The organism is Glycomyces halotolerans, assembly GCF_054779575.1.
Window position 1 is genome coordinate 1 of sequence record NZ_BAAGXZ010000015.1, and the last position, 14,250, is coordinate 14,250.

At 69.7% G+C, this 14,250-nt stretch carries 16 protein-coding genes; 5 read left to right on the forward strand and 11 right to left on the reverse strand.

Annotation, left to right across the window (positions count from 1 at the left end):
- Nucleotides 1-362, forward strand: a 362-nt coding sequence (locus ACYVL2_RS13285; RefSeq protein ID WP_460544045.1) for an RNA-guided endonuclease InsQ/TnpB family protein, incomplete at its 5' end; no start/stop codon positions are given.
- 99 nt (nt 363-461) lie between these two features.
- On the opposite strand, the gene ACYVL2_RS13290 is transcribed toward ACYVL2_RS13285, so the two are convergent.
- Genes ACYVL2_RS13290 through mraZ form a run of 3 tightly spaced genes read right to left on the reverse strand, consistent with a single transcriptional unit; the run spans nt 462 to nt 2,447 of the window.
- A complete protein-coding gene (locus ACYVL2_RS13290) occupies nt 462-1,034 on the reverse strand; it encodes a hypothetical protein (protein ID WP_460544047.1) in 573 nt (190 codons plus the stop codon).
- Entirely contained in the window at nt 1,031-1,999 is a 969-nt protein-coding gene (gene rsmH, locus ACYVL2_RS13295) for a 16S rRNA (cytosine(1402)-N(4))-methyltransferase (protein ID WP_460544049.1), read from the reverse strand. Before rsmH ends, ACYVL2_RS13290 begins: the two co-directional genes overlap by 4 nt.
- A 16-nt stretch (nt 2,000-2,015) precedes the next feature.
- Nucleotides 2,016-2,447, reverse strand: coding sequence for a division/cell wall cluster transcriptional repressor MraZ (gene mraZ, locus ACYVL2_RS13300; RefSeq protein ID WP_460544235.1), 432 nt, complete (start codon nt 2,445-2,447; stop codon nt 2,016-2,018).
- 509 nt (nt 2,448-2,956) lie between these two features.
- On the opposite strand from mraZ, the gene ACYVL2_RS13305 reads away from it, so the two are divergent.
- The 4 genes from ACYVL2_RS13305 (at nt 2,957) to ACYVL2_RS13320 (ending at nt 7,668) form a co-directional block, all read left to right on the forward strand.
- Nucleotides 2,957-4,201 (forward strand): Mur ligase family protein, encoded by a 1,245-nt coding sequence (locus tag ACYVL2_RS13305; protein ID WP_460544051.1) that lies wholly within the window; start codon nt 2,957-2,959, stop codon nt 4,199-4,201.
- A gap of 24 nt (nt 4,202-4,225) precedes the next feature.
- Nucleotides 4,226-4,945 carry a type 1 glutamine amidotransferase gene (locus ACYVL2_RS13310; protein ID WP_460544053.1) on the forward strand — a complete coding sequence of 240 codons (720 nt, stop codon included), beginning with the start codon at nt 4,226-4,228 and terminating at the stop codon, nt 4,943-4,945.
- Between the two features lie 104 nt (nt 4,946-5,049).
- Nucleotides 5,050-6,963 (forward strand): beta-galactosidase, encoded by a 1,914-nt coding sequence (locus ACYVL2_RS13315; RefSeq protein ID WP_460544055.1) that lies wholly within the window; start codon nt 5,050-5,052, stop codon nt 6,961-6,963.
- 90 nt (nt 6,964-7,053) lie between these two features.
- A complete protein-coding gene (locus tag ACYVL2_RS13320; protein ID WP_460544057.1) occupies nt 7,054-7,668 on the forward strand; it encodes an NADPH-dependent F420 reductase in 615 nt (204 codons plus the stop codon).
- A 36-nt stretch (nt 7,669-7,704) separates the two neighbouring features.
- Here ACYVL2_RS13320 and ACYVL2_RS13325 read toward each other — a convergent pair whose 3' ends face one another.
- Genes ACYVL2_RS13325 through sufB form a run of 8 tightly spaced genes read right to left on the reverse strand, consistent with a single transcriptional unit; the run spans nt 7,705 to nt 14,246 of the window.
- The gene (locus ACYVL2_RS13325; protein ID WP_460544059.1) at nt 7,705-8,361 is read right to left on the reverse strand and encodes an acVLRF1 family peptidyl-tRNA hydrolase; all 657 of its coding nucleotides are present in this window, start codon (nt 8,359-8,361) and stop codon (nt 7,705-7,707) included.
- Entirely contained in the window at nt 8,361-8,699 is a 339-nt protein-coding gene (locus ACYVL2_RS13330) for a metal-sulfur cluster assembly factor (protein ID WP_460544061.1), read from the reverse strand. The genes ACYVL2_RS13325 and ACYVL2_RS13330 overlap by 1 nt, the downstream gene beginning before the upstream one ends.
- A gap of 41 nt (nt 8,700-8,740) precedes the next feature.
- A complete protein-coding gene (gene sufU, locus ACYVL2_RS13335; RefSeq protein WP_460544063.1) occupies nt 8,741-9,196 on the reverse strand; it encodes an iron-sulfur cluster assembly scaffold protein in 456 nt (151 codons plus the stop codon).
- Entirely contained in the window at nt 9,196-10,464 is a 1,269-nt protein-coding gene (locus ACYVL2_RS13340) for a cysteine desulfurase (protein WP_460544065.1), read from the reverse strand. Before ACYVL2_RS13340 ends, sufU begins: the two co-directional genes overlap by 1 nt.
- Nucleotides 10,465-10,480: 16 nt before the next feature.
- Nucleotides 10,481-11,242 (reverse strand): ABC transporter ATP-binding protein, encoded by a 762-nt coding sequence (gene sufC, locus ACYVL2_RS13345; protein ID WP_460544067.1) that lies wholly within the window; start codon nt 11,240-11,242, stop codon nt 10,481-10,483.
- A 16-nt stretch (nt 11,243-11,258) separates the two neighbouring features.
- Nucleotides 11,259-11,597 carry a non-heme iron oxygenase ferredoxin subunit gene (locus tag ACYVL2_RS13350; RefSeq protein ID WP_460544069.1) on the reverse strand — a complete coding sequence of 113 codons (339 nt, stop codon included), beginning with the start codon at nt 11,595-11,597 and terminating at the stop codon, nt 11,259-11,261.
- Nucleotides 11,594-12,778, reverse strand: coding sequence for a SufD family Fe-S cluster assembly protein (gene sufD / locus ACYVL2_RS13355; RefSeq protein ID WP_460544071.1), 1,185 nt, complete (start codon nt 12,776-12,778; stop codon nt 11,594-11,596). Before sufD ends, ACYVL2_RS13350 begins: the two co-directional genes overlap by 4 nt.
- Before the next feature lie 34 nt (nt 12,779-12,812).
- Entirely contained in the window at nt 12,813-14,246 is a 1,434-nt protein-coding gene (gene sufB / locus ACYVL2_RS13360) for a Fe-S cluster assembly protein SufB (protein ID WP_460544073.1), read from the reverse strand.
- Nucleotides 14,247-14,250: the final 4 nt, after the last annotated feature.

Consider the following 14,250-nt stretch of genomic DNA (forward strand, 5'->3'; position numbering starts at 1 on the left):
CCCGGCTGGTCAACGAGAACCAAGTGATCGCCGTGGAGGACCTGCACGTGCGCGGGATGCTCGCAGGTCACCGCCTGTCCCGCGCGATCGCGGACGCCGCCTGGGCCGAGTTCCGCCGCATGCTCCAATACAAAGCCGAATGGGCGGGCCGGACCGTGGTCGCCGTCGACCGTTGGCTGCCTTCCAGCAAGACGTGTTCGGCATGCGGTGCGCTGGTAGAGCAGATGCCGCTGGCGCAGCGAACGTTCCGCTGCTCCGACGCTGACTGTGGCCACACCCAGGACCGCGATGTGAACGCGGCGAAGAACATTCTGGCGGCCGGGCTGGCCGTTACCGCCTGCCGAGACGGTGTAAGACACTGACACCCCCGGGTGTTGGCGCGACTGTCGATGAAACAGGAAACCCAGTCGGTGACGACTGGAATCCCCTCCCCTCGGGGAGGGGACGAAGTCAAGGAGTCGCTACTCTCCGCCCCAAGGCCGCTCGACGATCGTGCCGGTCGACAGGTCCAGCATGAGCACCTTGTCGGGCTTGACCATGCCGTAGTCCTCGGCGGCGACCTCGAGGTTGTTCGGCGAGCGCAGGTCGGCCAGTTGGGCGTTGAGCTGCTGCTCGGTCTGGCTCAGTTCGACGCCGTCGCTCCGCAGGTCCTGGAGGTGGTAGGCGTCCTCGTTGATGACCGTGTTCAGCAGCAGCAGACCCACGATCCCGGCCACGACCAGCGCGACGACGCCGGCGACGAAGGCCGGGCGCGGCACCTCGACCGGCTCGGGAGCGGGCCGGGCCTCCGGGCGCTCGGCCGCGCGGCGGCCGGGAACGGGGACCGGCTCGGTCTTGCGCTCGTCCGGTGCGGGCGGCGCCTCGACCGGGGCGGTGGCCGGCTGCAGCGCCAGCGAACCGTCGACTACCGGAGCTTCACTCGACTCGCCGACCAGGGCACGTCGCCGCGAGGAAGCGGCGCGGGCCCGGCGACGGGCGGCCTTGATGATCTCGTCGGCATCTGCCTGGGCCCGACGGTATGGCGCGTTGCTCATGAGTCGCCTCCTCCTCCGGTGGACGGTGCTATGCGTTCGGCGGCGCGCAGTCGCGCGGGCGCCGAGCGCGGGTTTCGGTCGAGTTCGGTGCGAGTGGGTTGTTGGGCTTTCCTTGTCAAGAGCCGGAATTCCGGCTCGGTTCCGGGGAGGTCGACCGGCAGGCCGGCCGGGGTGGTGGAGCTGGCCCGCCTGGCCAGCTCGCGTTTGGTGATGCGGTCCTCCAGGGAGTGGTAGGACATCACCACGACGCGTCCGCCGACGGCGGTGACGTCGAGGGCGGCCGGCAGCGCGGCCGACCAGGTCTCGAGTTCGCGGTTCACCTCGATGCGCAGGGCCTGGAAGGTCCGTTTGGCGGGGTTGCCGCCGGTGCGCCGGGTCGCGGCCGGGATCGCCTCGCGCACCAGATCGGCCAGCGCGCGGCTGGAGGTGATCGGCGCTTCGGCGCGGGCGGCGGCGATGGCTTTGGCGACGCGCGGGGCGAACTTCTCCTCGCCGTAGTCGCGCAGGATGCGCACGAGGTCGGGGACCTCGTAGGTGTTGACGACGATCTCGGCGGTGAGGCGGTCGTCGGGGTTCATGCGCATGTCCAGGGGCGCGTCCTGGGCGTAGGAGAAGCCGCGCTCGGGGCGGTCGAGCTGCATCGAGGAGACGCCGAGGTCGAAGAGGATCGCGTCGGCGGCCTCGAAGCCGTGTTCGGACAGCACCCGCGGTATCGCGTCGTAGACCGCGCGGGCCGGGATGAAGCGGTGTCCGAAGGCGGCCAGGCGTTCGGAGGCGAGTTCGAGTGCGGTCGGGTCGCGGTCGACGCCGATGACCGTGAGGTCGGGGTGGGCGTTCAGGAGCGCCTCGGTGTGGCCTCCGGCGCCGAGGGTGGCGTCGACGGCCAGCGCGCTCGGCTTGGCGGCCGGCGGCGCGAGCAGTTCGAGCACCTCGTCGAGCATGACGGGCAGGTGCGGTGCGCTCATGAGTCTCACCTCCTTCTCACAGTCCTTCGGGCAGGTCGCCTTGTTCGATGTCGGAGAAGGCCTCTTCCGAGGCCTCCAGGTAGGCGTCCCACGTCGCCGAGTCCCAGATCTCGACGCGGTTGGAGGCGCCGATGACGGCCAGGTCGCGCTCGAGTCCGGCGTATTCGCGGAGCCGGGGCGGGATGGTGACCCGTCCCTGCTTGTCGAGGGCCTCGTCGTGGGCGGAGGCGAAGAACACGCGGTTGTAGGCCCGGGCGGCCTTGCTGAACATCGGCGCTCGTTGCAGCGCGTCGGCCAGGCGGGCGAACTCGTCTTGGGGGAAGACGTAGAGGCACCGTTCCTGGCCTTTCGTGATCACCACCCCCTCGGCGAGTGCTTCGCGGAACTTCGCGGGGAGGATGACGCGGCCCTTGTCGTCCAGGCGCGGGTTGTGGGTGCCGAGGAACATCGGCGCCACCCCCTGTGACCTTCAGGCTGCGCGGCCCCTCTGGCCGCGACGACGGGACCCTCGTCCCGCCAATGCGCCCCACCTTACTCCACTTCTCCCCACCCCTGGGGGTTGTTTCCGTGCGAATTCCATGATTCGGAAGATGAAGGTGCAGCTCAGGGTTGGTGGTGGAGGGTGGAGTGGCGAGTGGACCACTTGAAGGAGTAGACGTGAGTACCGCTCGTATTTCACCCGTTCGGTCGGCGTGGGCCAGGTACGGGCGCCGACCGAGCGGAGTCGCATGGGGACACTGAGCGAGGCGGGCGACTGCGGAATGCGGTTGCCTGGCTACCGGTCCGCATCCGCGCCGCGACCGCGACTCTGCAGGTGGAGCGGAGTGGGGGCGCCCCGGGGCCCCCGTCGCACCGAACGCCTCACGCACCCCATGCCACTCGGCACGAGCCCGGTCGGACGTGTGACAAACTCTTGGGCATAGCCGTCGAGTCCGATCAAGTGGAAAGCGAGCCCACATGAGCGCGAATCTGACCCCCCGCGCGAAATTCGCCACCGCACTGCTGCGGACCGCGGCGGCACTGTCGCGGGCGACCGGACGCGGTGACGGGTCGGTCATCGGCGGCCGCGTCGGCCTGATAGTCGAACCCCGGCTGCTCGAGCTGCTCGCCGACGGACGCCACGTCGTGCTGGTCTCGGGCACCAACGGGAAGACGACCACCACCCGCTTCACCACCGCCGCGCTCGAAGCGATCGGGAAGGTCGCCACGAACTCCTTCGGCGCCAACATGCCGACCGGCCACACCACGGCGCTGGCCAAGTCGCTGCGGGCCACCTACGCCGCGCTCGAATGCGACGAGCACTACCTCGGCCAGCTCCTGGACGCGGCGCATCCGAAGGTCGTGGCCCTGCTGAACCTCTCCCGCGACCAACTCGACCGCGCGATGGAGGTCACCTCGCTGGCCGCCAAGTGGCGCCAGACCCTCGAGAACTCGGCGGGGCACACCACGATCGTCGCCAACGCCGACGACCCGCTCGTCGTCTGGGCCGCCTCCGTATGCGAGCGCGTCGTGTGGGTCGCGGCCGGACAGAACTGGACCCAGGACTCGTCGATCTGCCCGAACTGCGGGTCCCACCTCGACCGCTTCGGGGAGTTCTGGCGCTGCACCAACTGCGGACTCAACCGCCCCAGCCCGCAGTGGTCGGTGGCGCACACCGGCGAGGCCGTCGTCGGACCCGACGGACGCCGCTACGATCTCGACCTGCAGCTGCCGGGCCGGGTCAACCGGGCCAACGCGGCCACGGCGCTGGCGATCGCGAGCCTGTTCGGGGTCGAGCCGGCCCAGGCCGTGCCTCGCCTCTCGCAGGTCACCTCGGTGGCCGGGCGCTACGCCAAGGTCGAGCGCGACGGACGCCAGTTGCGGCTGCTGCTGGCGAAGAACCCGGCCGGCTGGCTCGAGTCCTTCGACATGATCGAGAAGGACCCGCCGGTGGTGCTCTCGCTCAACGCGCGCGTGGTCGACGGCTTCGACACCTCCTGGATCTACGACGTCGACTTCACCTCGCTGGTCGGGCGCAAAGTCGTCGTCACCGGGGACCGCCGCACCGACCTGGCGGTGCGCCTCGAGGTCGACGGGGTCGACTTCGTCGTCGCCGACGACATCGGGGCCGCCATCGCCGCGGTCTCGCCCGGACCGGTGGAGGTCGTCGCGAACTACACGGCATTCCAGGACATCCGAGCGGAATTCAACCGGGTCAACTGAGCGGCTCAGAAAGCGGTTTTGATTGTGGCACCTAGCACCCTGCGCATCGTCTGGCTCTACCCCGACCTGCTGTCGACCTACGGCGACCGCGGGAACCTCCTGGTACTGGCGCACCGGGCCCGCGCCCGCGGCATCGACGTCGAACCGATGCAGATCCGCAGCGACCAGCACATCCCCCACGGCGCCGACATGTACCTGATCGGCGGCGGCGAGGACGGGCCGCAGGCCGTGGCCGCCGAGCGGCTCCTCGACGACGGCGCGCTCGGCAAGGCCGCCGACGCCGGCAGGCCGATCCTGGCCGTGTGCGCCGGCTACCAGCTGCTCGGCGAGTCGTTCTACGCCAACGGCCGCTGCTACCCCGGCCTGGGCATCCTCGACCTGCGCTCGGACCGCGGCGAGACCCGCGCGGTCGGCGAGATCGCCGGCGAGGGCACCCCGACGCTCGGCATCGGCCCGATCACGGGCTTCGAGAACCACGGCGGCCGGACCCACCTCGGCGAGGCGGTGCAGCCGCTGGCCCACGTGAACACCGGCGTGGGCAACGACGGCGTCACCGAAGGGGCCTGGGCCGGCCACGTCATCGGGACCTACATGCACGGACCGGCGCTGGCGCGCAACCCGCGGCTGGCCGACCTGCTGCTGGCGTGGGCGGTCGGCATCGACCCGGCGACCATGCCGCCGCTCGACGACACCTGGCCCGAGCGCCTGCGGTCGGAGCGGTTCGCCGCGCTCGCTCCCGAATGAGGGCACTGCGTCGCTCTGCGCCAGAATCGTGTGGGCAACCGCTCTGAGAACCAGTTAGTTTTGACGGGCAACTAACTCTCCCCGTGTTTCTGGAGGACCCCCGCATGGATTGGCCCCACGACGTCGACGGCCTGTGGTACGGCGGCGACTACAACCCCGAGCAGTGGCCCGAGTCGGTCTGGGACGACGACATCGCCCTCATGCGCGAAGCCGGCGTCAACCTCGTCACCGTCGGCGTCTTCTCCTGGGCCCGGCTCGAACCGCGCGAGGGCGAGTACGACTTCGGCTGGCTCGACCGGATCATGGCCAAACTCCACGAAGGCGGCATCGGCGTCAACCTCGCCACCCCCACCGCCTCGCCGCCGCCGTGGTTCACCCTCGCCCACCCCGACGCACTCGGCGAGCGCCCCGACGGCACGCGGCAGGTCCACGGCTCCCGCGACACCTACGACGTCCACGCCCCGGCCTACCGCGAGGCCTCCGAGCGGATCGCCGCCGCGCTCGCCGAACGCTACGCGGAGCACCCCGCGCTGGCGATGTGGCACGTCCACAACGAATACGGCACCACCAGCCACTCAGCGCACGCCGAACGCGCCTTCCGCGACTGGCTGCGCGCGAAGTACGAGACCCTCGAAGTTCTCAACGAAGCCTGGTGGGGCGACTTCTGGAGCCAGCGCTACTCCGATTGGGACCAGATCCTCGCCCCGCGGGCGACCCAGTACCTCACCAACCCCGCCCATGAACTCGACTTCAAACGCTTCACCTCCGACGCCCTGCTCGACCACTACCGCGCCCAGCGCGGCATCCTCCACCGCGCCAACCCCGACATCCGCATCACCACCAACTTCGTGTTCGGCGCATGGGTGCCGGTCGACCACTGGAAGTGGGCCCGCGAGGTGGACCTGGTCGCCTTCGACTCCTACCCCGGCGCGGCCGACGAGACCGCCGAGCGGGAGAGCGCCCTCCACGCCGACCTCTCGCGCGCCTGGGCCGGCGGGGAGCCGTGGCTGCTCATGGAGCAGGCCGCCGGCGGCATCCACAGCCCCGACGGGACGATCGCCAAGGGACCTGGTCGCATGGCCCGCCACTCGATGATCCACATCAGCCGCGGCTCCCGGGGGGCCCTGTTCTTCCAGTGGCGCTCGGGCCGCGGCGGCGCCGAGCAGTGGCATTCCGCGCTGGTCCCCCACGCCGGCAAGGACACCCGCGTCTTCCGGGAGGTCGTCGAGTTCGGCGCGGCCCTGCCGGCCCTCGCCGACGCCGCCGACGAGCCGGTCGAGGCCGACGTGGCGATCCTGTGGAGCCCCGAGTCGTGGTGGGCCACCGGCGGGCACGCCTCGCTTCCGGCCCGCGTCGACTATTTCGAGAACGTCGCCCAGATCCACCGCGTGCTGCGCGACCGCGGCGTCGTCGTCGACTTCGCCCATCCGGAGGGCGACCTGAGCAAGTACTCGACGGTCATCGCACCGACCACGTACGTGCTCAGCGAGGCCGCCGCCGAGAACCTGCGCTGGTTCACCGCCGGAGGCGGGCGGCTGGTCGCCTCCTACTTCACCGGCGCGGTCGACGAGAACTGCCAGGTCTGGCTCGGCGGCTATCTCGGCGGGCTCACCGACCTGTTCGGCATCCGCGTGCTCGAGCACCTCCCGCAGCCGGCCGGCGAGGTCAGGGCACTGTGGAACTTCGGCGCCGCCGAGCGGTTCTGCGAACTGGTCGAGCTGCGCGGCGCCCAGTGCGTCACCCAGTACGCGACCGGGGAGATCATCGAGAACCAGCCGGCGGTCACCGTGAACCCGTTCGGCGAGGGCGAGGCCTGGTACGTCTCGTGCAAACTCGTCGACGACGCCTGGGACCGGCTGTTCGAGGCCCTCGACCTCAACGGGCCCGGCTCGCCCGGCGTCGACGTCGTCGACCGCGGCCCGTGGCGCTACATCATCAACCACACCGACTCCGAAGCGCAGATCGGCAACATCATCGTCCCGGCCGGCGCCTGGACCGTGGACAAGCGCCCGCAATAGCGGCTTTCGGCTCCCCCGACCGGCCGCCGCGCCTACGCTCGCAGCTGTGAGCCGGCGTCGGCCGCTCCGAATCAACACCGAGGGGGAGACATGGAGACGCTCATAGTGGGCTCGGGCAATATGGCCCGCGGCATCGGGACGCGACTGGTCGCGGGCGGGCAGCGCTTCCGCATCGCCGACCGGGAACCGGAGAAGGCCGCCTCGCTCGCCGACGAGCTCGGCGGCGACGCCGCCGGCGAGGCGCTGGAGGAGCCCGGCGGGGCCGACGTCGTCGTGTTCGCCACGCCCTACCAGGCGAGCCTGGAACTGGCCGAGCGCTGGTCCGACCGGCTCTCCGGCAAGACGGTCGTGGACATCTGCAACCCGGTCGACTTCGAGAGCTTCGACGCGCTGGTCACCCCGCCGGGGAAGTCGGCGGCCGAACAGGTCGCCGAGGCCGCGCCGGACGCCGCGGTCGTCAAGGCCTTCAACACCACCTTCGCCGGGCGCCTCGCGGGCGGGGAGGCCCTGGACGTCTTCATCGCCGGAGACGACGAGGAGGCGTGCGCCAAGGTCGCCGGCATCTGCGAGGACGGCGGGCTGCGCCCGATCCGGACCGGCGGCCTCAAGTACGCCCGGGCCCTGGAGGGCATGCAGCTGATCCATATGAAGGTCCAGGACCAGATCGAGGGCAACTGGTCCACCCGGCTGGCCATCGACTCCTGAGACGGCCCCGCCGGCCCCGCGGCTCGAGGGAGGGCGTCAGTCGCCGATGTGGACCTCGAACGAGATCGCCCGGTAGGCGGTCTCGGTCAGCAGAGCCCGCTTGGGTTCGGTGATGTCACCGAAGTGGACCGCCGGGGCGAGGTGGCGCAGGCGCGGATCCTCGAGGATCGGCTCGACCACGCCCCCGGTCACCAGGGCGTCGATATCGGTGCCGGCCAGGACCGCGACGGCCGATTCGGTGGCGCGTTTGGCCGAGGCCTTCGCCTGCTCGTCCCGCCGGCGCGCGAAGCGCTGCTGCGACTGTCCTCCGGCCTTGGTCTTGCCCTGGACGTAGGCCGAGCCGGTCTTCGATGCCTCGATGCGGCCGTCGACGACGACGCCGACCGTATAGGAGCCCTTGCGGGCCAGGAGGACGCCGATCCGGCGCGGTTCCTGCGCGTAGTCGCGGAGGCGCTCGGCGACCGCGGCCGGCTCGCCGTCCAGGAGCCAGTCGGGCGGTATGGCACCGGCCAGCGCCCAGGTGACGTCGGCCACGGTACCGTCGTTCGACTCGAGGGTCCAGGCGTCGCCTTCGGCCTGGTGGGAGGCGATGCCGCCGTTGCGCTCGGCGAAGCGCTCGACCCAGCGCGGGAGTCGGTCGGGCTCGACTTCGACGATCCGGCCTCCTCCCGCGGCGGGGCGGACTCTCGCCATCAGACGTTGAAGCCGAGTGCGCGCAGTTGGTCGCGTCCTTCGTCGGTGATCTTGTCCGGGCCCCACGGCGGGATCCACACCCAGTTGATGCGGATGTCGGAGACCAGGCCTCCTTCGGCGCCGCCGGTGAGGGCGGACCGGGACTGGTCCTCGATGACGTCGGTCAGCGGGCAGGCCGCCGAGGTGAGGGTCATGTCGAGGGTGGCGATGTTCTCCTCGTCGACGTGGACCCCGTAGACGAGGCCGAGGTCGACCACGTTGATGCCGAGCTCGGGGTCGACGACGTCCTTCATCGCCTCGAGGATGTCCTCCTCGGTGGGCTTCGTGGTTTCGGTCATTGCGCGGCTCCTCCTGGAGTCGGTACGGCGGCTCGGTACATTCACGGCTCCGCGGGCGTCGCCGTGGTGGTGGCGCGGACCAGGGCGTCCTTGAACGCCATCCAGCCCAGCAGCGCGCACTTGACGCGCATGACGTATTTGGAGACGCCCGCGAACGCCACGGCGTCCTCGAGCACGTCCTCGTCCGGTTCCCCCTGGCCCCGGGAGTTCATCAGCTCGGTGAACTCGGCCATCTTGGCCAGCGCGTCGTCGACCGTCGCGCCGTTGACCAGCTCGTAGAGCACCGAGGCCGAGGCCTTGGAGATCGAGCACCCGACGTTCTCGTAGGAGACGTCGGCGACGGTGTCTCCCTCCACGTGGACGCGCAGGGTGATCTCGTCGCCGCAGGTCGGGTTGACCTGGTGCGACTCCCCCTCGTAGGGCTCCCTGAGTCCGGCGCCCCTGGGGTGCTTGTAGTGGTCGAGGATGACTTCTTGGTACAGCTCGTCGAGATCCATCAGGCGAACACCTTTCGCACCTTCTCCAACGCCGACACCAGGCGGTCTATTTCGTCGGTCGTCGTGTAGACGTAGCCGGACGCGCGGGTGGTGGCGGTGACGCCGAAGCGGATGCAGGTCGGTTTGGCGCAGTGGTGGCCGACGCGCACGGCGACGCCCTCGGAGTCGAGGACCTGTCCGACGTCGTGCGGGTGGACGTCCTCGATCGTGAACGATACGGTCGCGCCGCGGCCGATCGGGACGCGCGGGCCGACGACCGTCAGCCCCGGGACGGTCTCGAGCCGCTCGAGCATGTAGCCGGCCAGCTGCTTCTCGTGGGCGCGGATGTTGTCCATGCCGAGCGCTTCGAGGTAGTCGACGGCGGTCGCGAGGCCGACGGCCTCGGCGACCGGCGGCGTGCCGGCCTCGAACTTCGCCGGGGCTTTGGCGAAGGTGGTGCGCTCCATGGTGACGGTCTCGATCATCGAGCCGCCGGACAGGAACGGGGGCATGGCGTCGAGCAGTTCGGCGCGGGCCCACAGGACGCCGATGCCGGTGGGGCCGAGCATCTTGTGTCCGGTGAAGGCGATGAAGTCGACGCCCAGCGCGGTGACGTCCACCGGCAGGTGCGGGACGGCCTGGGAGGCGTCGAGCCCGACGACGGCGCCGACCTCCTTGGCGCGGGCCACGATCTGCGAGGTCGGGTTGACCGTGCCGAGGAGGTTGGCGACGTGCACGAAGGAGACGAGCTTGGTGCGCTCGCTCACGACCTCGTCGAGGTGCTCCAGGTCGAGTCTGCCGGTCTCGGTGATGCCGATCCACCGGAGCGTGGCGCCGGTGCGTTCGCACAGCTGCTGCCAGGGCACGAGGTTGGCGTGGTGCTCCATCTCGGTCACCACGACCTCGTCGCCGGGCCGCAGGACGAAGCGCGGGTCAGCGCCGCGTTCGACGGTGGCGTTCTGGAAGGCGTAGGCCATCGCGTTGATCGACTCGGTCGCGTTCTTGGTGAAGACGACCTCGTCAGGGCTGGGAGCGCCGATGAAGGAGGCGACCTTGGCGCGGGCCCCCTCATAGGCGTCGGTGGCCTCCGAGGCGAGGGTGTGGACCGAGCGGGAGATGTTGGCGTTCGAGTGCTCGGTGAACCGTCGCATCGCCTCGACGACTTGGACGGGGCGCTGCGAGGTGGCCGCCGAGTCGAGGTAGGCGAGCGGCCGGTCCCCGATCTTGCGCTGCAGGATCGGGAAGTCCGCTCGGATCGCCTCGACGTCGAGCTTGGTGTCAGCCTCCACTGGGCTCCTCTGCTTTCTAGGCCGCCTGAGACCCGACGTAGGACTCGTAGCCTTCGGCTTCGAGCTTCTCGGCCAGCTCGGGGCCGCCTTCTTCGGCGATCCGCCCGTCGACGAAGACGTGGACGAAGTCGGGCTTGACGTAGCGCAGGATGCGCGTGTAGTGGGTGATGAGCAGGACGCCGCAGTCGGTGGTCTCCTTGGCGTGGTTCACGCCTTCGGAGACGATCCGGAGGGCGTCGACGTCGAGGCCGGAGTCGGTCTCGTCGAGGACGGCCATCTTGGGCTTGAGCAGCTCCATCTGGACGATCTCGTGGCGCTTCTTCTCGCCGCCGGAGAAGCCCTCGTTGACATTGCGGTTGATGAACGCCTCGTCCATCTTCAGCGAGGTCATCGCGCCTTTGAGGTCCTTCATCCAGGTGCGCAGCTTCGGGGCCTCGCCGTCGATGGCGGTCTTGGCGGTGCGCAGGAAGTTCGAGACGCTCACGCCGGGGACCTCGACCGGGTACTGCATGGCGAGGAACAGGCCGGCTCGGGCGCGCTCGTCGACGCTCATCTCGAGGACGTCTTCGCCGTCGAGGAGCACCGAGCCGCCGGTGACCTCGTATTTCGGGTGCCCGGCCAGCGAGTAGGCCAGCGTCGACTTGCCGGAGCCGTTGGGGCCCATGATGGCGTGGGTCTCGCCGGAGTTGATGGTGAGGTCGACGCCGTGCAGGATCGGCTTGGCGCCCTCGTCGGTTTCTACCGAGACTTGCAGGTCGCGGATCTCAAGCTTGCTCATGGTAAGTCGGTTTCCTTCAGGCTTCTTCGGTGGTCTTCGGTTTCAGGCTGAGGTACACGTCGCCGTCGCGCAGCTCGACCGGGTAGGTGGCCACGGGCACGGTGGCCGGCGGCCCGGTCGGTTTGCCGGTGCGCAGGTCGAACATCGACCCGTGCAGCCAGCATTCGAGCGTGCAGTCCTCGACGTCGCCCTCGGAGAGCGCCACGGCGGCGTGGGTGCACTCGTCGTAGAGGGCGAAGACTTCCTCGTCCTTGCGCACGAGCACGATCGACGTGCCGTGGATGTCGGCGGCCACGGCCTGCGACTCCGGCAGGTCGTCGAGCGCGCATACGCGCATGAATTCGGGCTCGGTCATGCGGCGACCGCCTCACCCGCGTCCAGGCGGGCGACGATGGTCTCGGTGAGCTCGTCGCGCAGCGACTCGGACGGGATCTTCTGGACTATCTCGTTGAAGAAGCCCTTGACCACCAGGCGGCGGGCCTCGTCTTCGGGGATGCCGCGCGACTGGAGGTAGAACAGCTGGTCGGCGTCGAACCGTCCGGTGGCCGAGGCGTGCCCGGCGCCGGCGATCTCGCCGGTCTCGATCTCCAGGTTCGGCACCGAGTCGGCGCGGGCGCCGTCGGTGAGGACCAGGTTGCGGTTGACCTCGTAGGTGTCGGTGCCGGTGGCCTCGTCCTGGATGAGCACGTCGCCGACCCACACGGTGTGGGCCTGGTCGCCTTGGAGGGCGCCGCGGTAGTTCACGCGGGAGCGGCAGTCGGGGACCGAGTGGTCGACCAGCTGGCGGTGCTCGATGTGCTGGCCGGTGTCGGCGAAGTAGAGGCCGTAGGCGTCGACCGAGCCGCCGCGCGCGGCGAAGTCGACCGACAGGTACTGGCGGACGAGGTCGCCGCCGAGGCTCACCGCGATGTGGTCGAGCTTGGCGTCGGCGCCGAGGCGGGCCTTCTGGTGCTCGACCTGGGCCGATTCGCGGTCCCATTCGGCGACCGAGACCAGGCGCAGGTGCGCCGAGTCGTCGACGACGATCTCGATGTTGTCGCCCAGGCGGGCCGCGCCGGTGTGGCGCAGGATCACGGTGACGTCCGCGTGGTGGCCGACCTCGATGAACGTGTGCGCCCACGAGGCGCCGTCGAGGCCGCCGCCGGTCACGTCGATCCAGACCGGTTCGGCGATCTCGGCCTCGGGGTCGACGGTGACGACCAGGGCCTTCTCGCTTCCGGCCCAGGCGACGGCGCTGGTCCGGTCGAAGGGCTCGAGGACCGAGCCGAGCCGCGGGTCGGTCTTGTCGACCGTCTCGGCCTTGACTCCGGCGGGCAGGTCGCGCGGCGCGTAGTCGACCGGCTTCACCGCCGCGACGGTGTCGACGTCGTCGAGGCCGGCGAGGCGCTTGATCGGCGTGAACCGCCATTCCTCCTCGCGGCCGGTCAGGGCCGGGAAGTCGGCGGGGTCGAACGAGCGCAGCAGCTGCGACTTCGTCTTCGGCGGTGTCTCGCCCTTGCCGTGGGTGTGCGGCTTCGCCGCCACTTCAATGCTCATCAGGTTCTCTGGTTCCTTCGTCCTTGCCTGGCCGTTAACCGACCGCGCCTTCCATCTGGAGTTCGATCAAGCGATTGAGCTCGAGGGCGTACTCCATCGGCAGCTCCTTGGCGATCGGCTCGATGAAGCCGCGCACGATCATGGCCATCGCCTCGTCCTCGGTGAGGCCGCGGCTCATGAGGTAGAACAGCTGGTCCTCGCCGACCTTGGAGACCGTCGCCTCGTGGCCCATGTCGACGTCGTCCTCACGGATGTCGACGTACGGGTAGGTGTCCGAGCGCGAGATGGTGTCGACCAGCAGCGCGTCGCACTTGACGGTGGACTTCGCGTGGTGGGAGCCCTCGTCGACCTTGACCAGGCCGCGGTAGGAGGTGCGGCCGCCGCCGCGCGAGATCGACTTCGAGATGATCGTCGAGGAGGTGTTCGGAGCGGCGTGGGTCATCTTCGCGCCGGTGTCCTGGTGCTGGCCCTCTCCGGCCATCGCCACGGACAGGACCTCGCCCTTGGCGTGCTCGCCGGTCATGACCACGGCCGGGTACTTCATGGTGACCTTGGAGCCGAGGTTGCCGTCGACCCATTCCATGGTGGCGCCCTGCTCGGCGACCGCGCGCTTGGTGACCAGGTTGTAAACGTTGTTCGACCAGTTCTGGATGGTCGTGTACCGCACCCGGGCGTCCTTCTTGACGACGATCTCCACGACCGCCGAGTGCAGCGAGTCGGAGGAGTACACCGGGGCGGTGCAGCCCTCGATGTAGTGGACGAAGGAGCCCTCGTCGGCGATGATGAGCGTCCGCTCGAACTGGCCCATGTTCTCGGTGTTGATCCGGAAGTAGGCCTGGAGCGGGATGTCGACGTGGACGCCCTTGGGGACGTAGATGAACGACCCGCCGGACCACACGGCCGTGTTCAGGGCCGCGAACTTGTTGTCGCCGGTGGGGATGACGGTGCCGAAGTACTCCTCGAACAGCTCCGGGTGCTCGCGCAGGCCGGTGTCGGTGTCCATGAAGATGACGCCCTGCTGCTCCAGGTCCTCGCGGATGGAGTGGTAGAGGACGGTCGACTCGTACTGCGCCGCGACGCCGGAGACCAGCTGCTGGCGCTCGGCCTCGGGGATGCCGAGCTTGTCGTAGGTCTTCTTGATGTCCTCGGGCAGCTCTTCCCAGGACTCGGCCTGCTTCTCGGAGGCCTCGACGTAGTACTTGATGTTGTCGAAGTCGATGCCCGTCAGATCCGCGCCCCAGTTCGGCATCGGCTTGCGGCCGAAGAGCCGGTGGCCCTTCAGGCGGCGCTGCAGCATCCACTCCGGCTCGTTCTTGCGCGCCGAGATGTCGCGGACGACCTCTTCGGTCAGCCCGCGCTTGGCGTTCGCGCCGGCGACGTCGGAGTCGGCCCAGCCGTACTCGTACCGGTCCAGGGAGGCCAGGGCCTCTTCCTGGCTCAGCTGCGGAGTCTTCTGCGTGTCGGTCATCTCA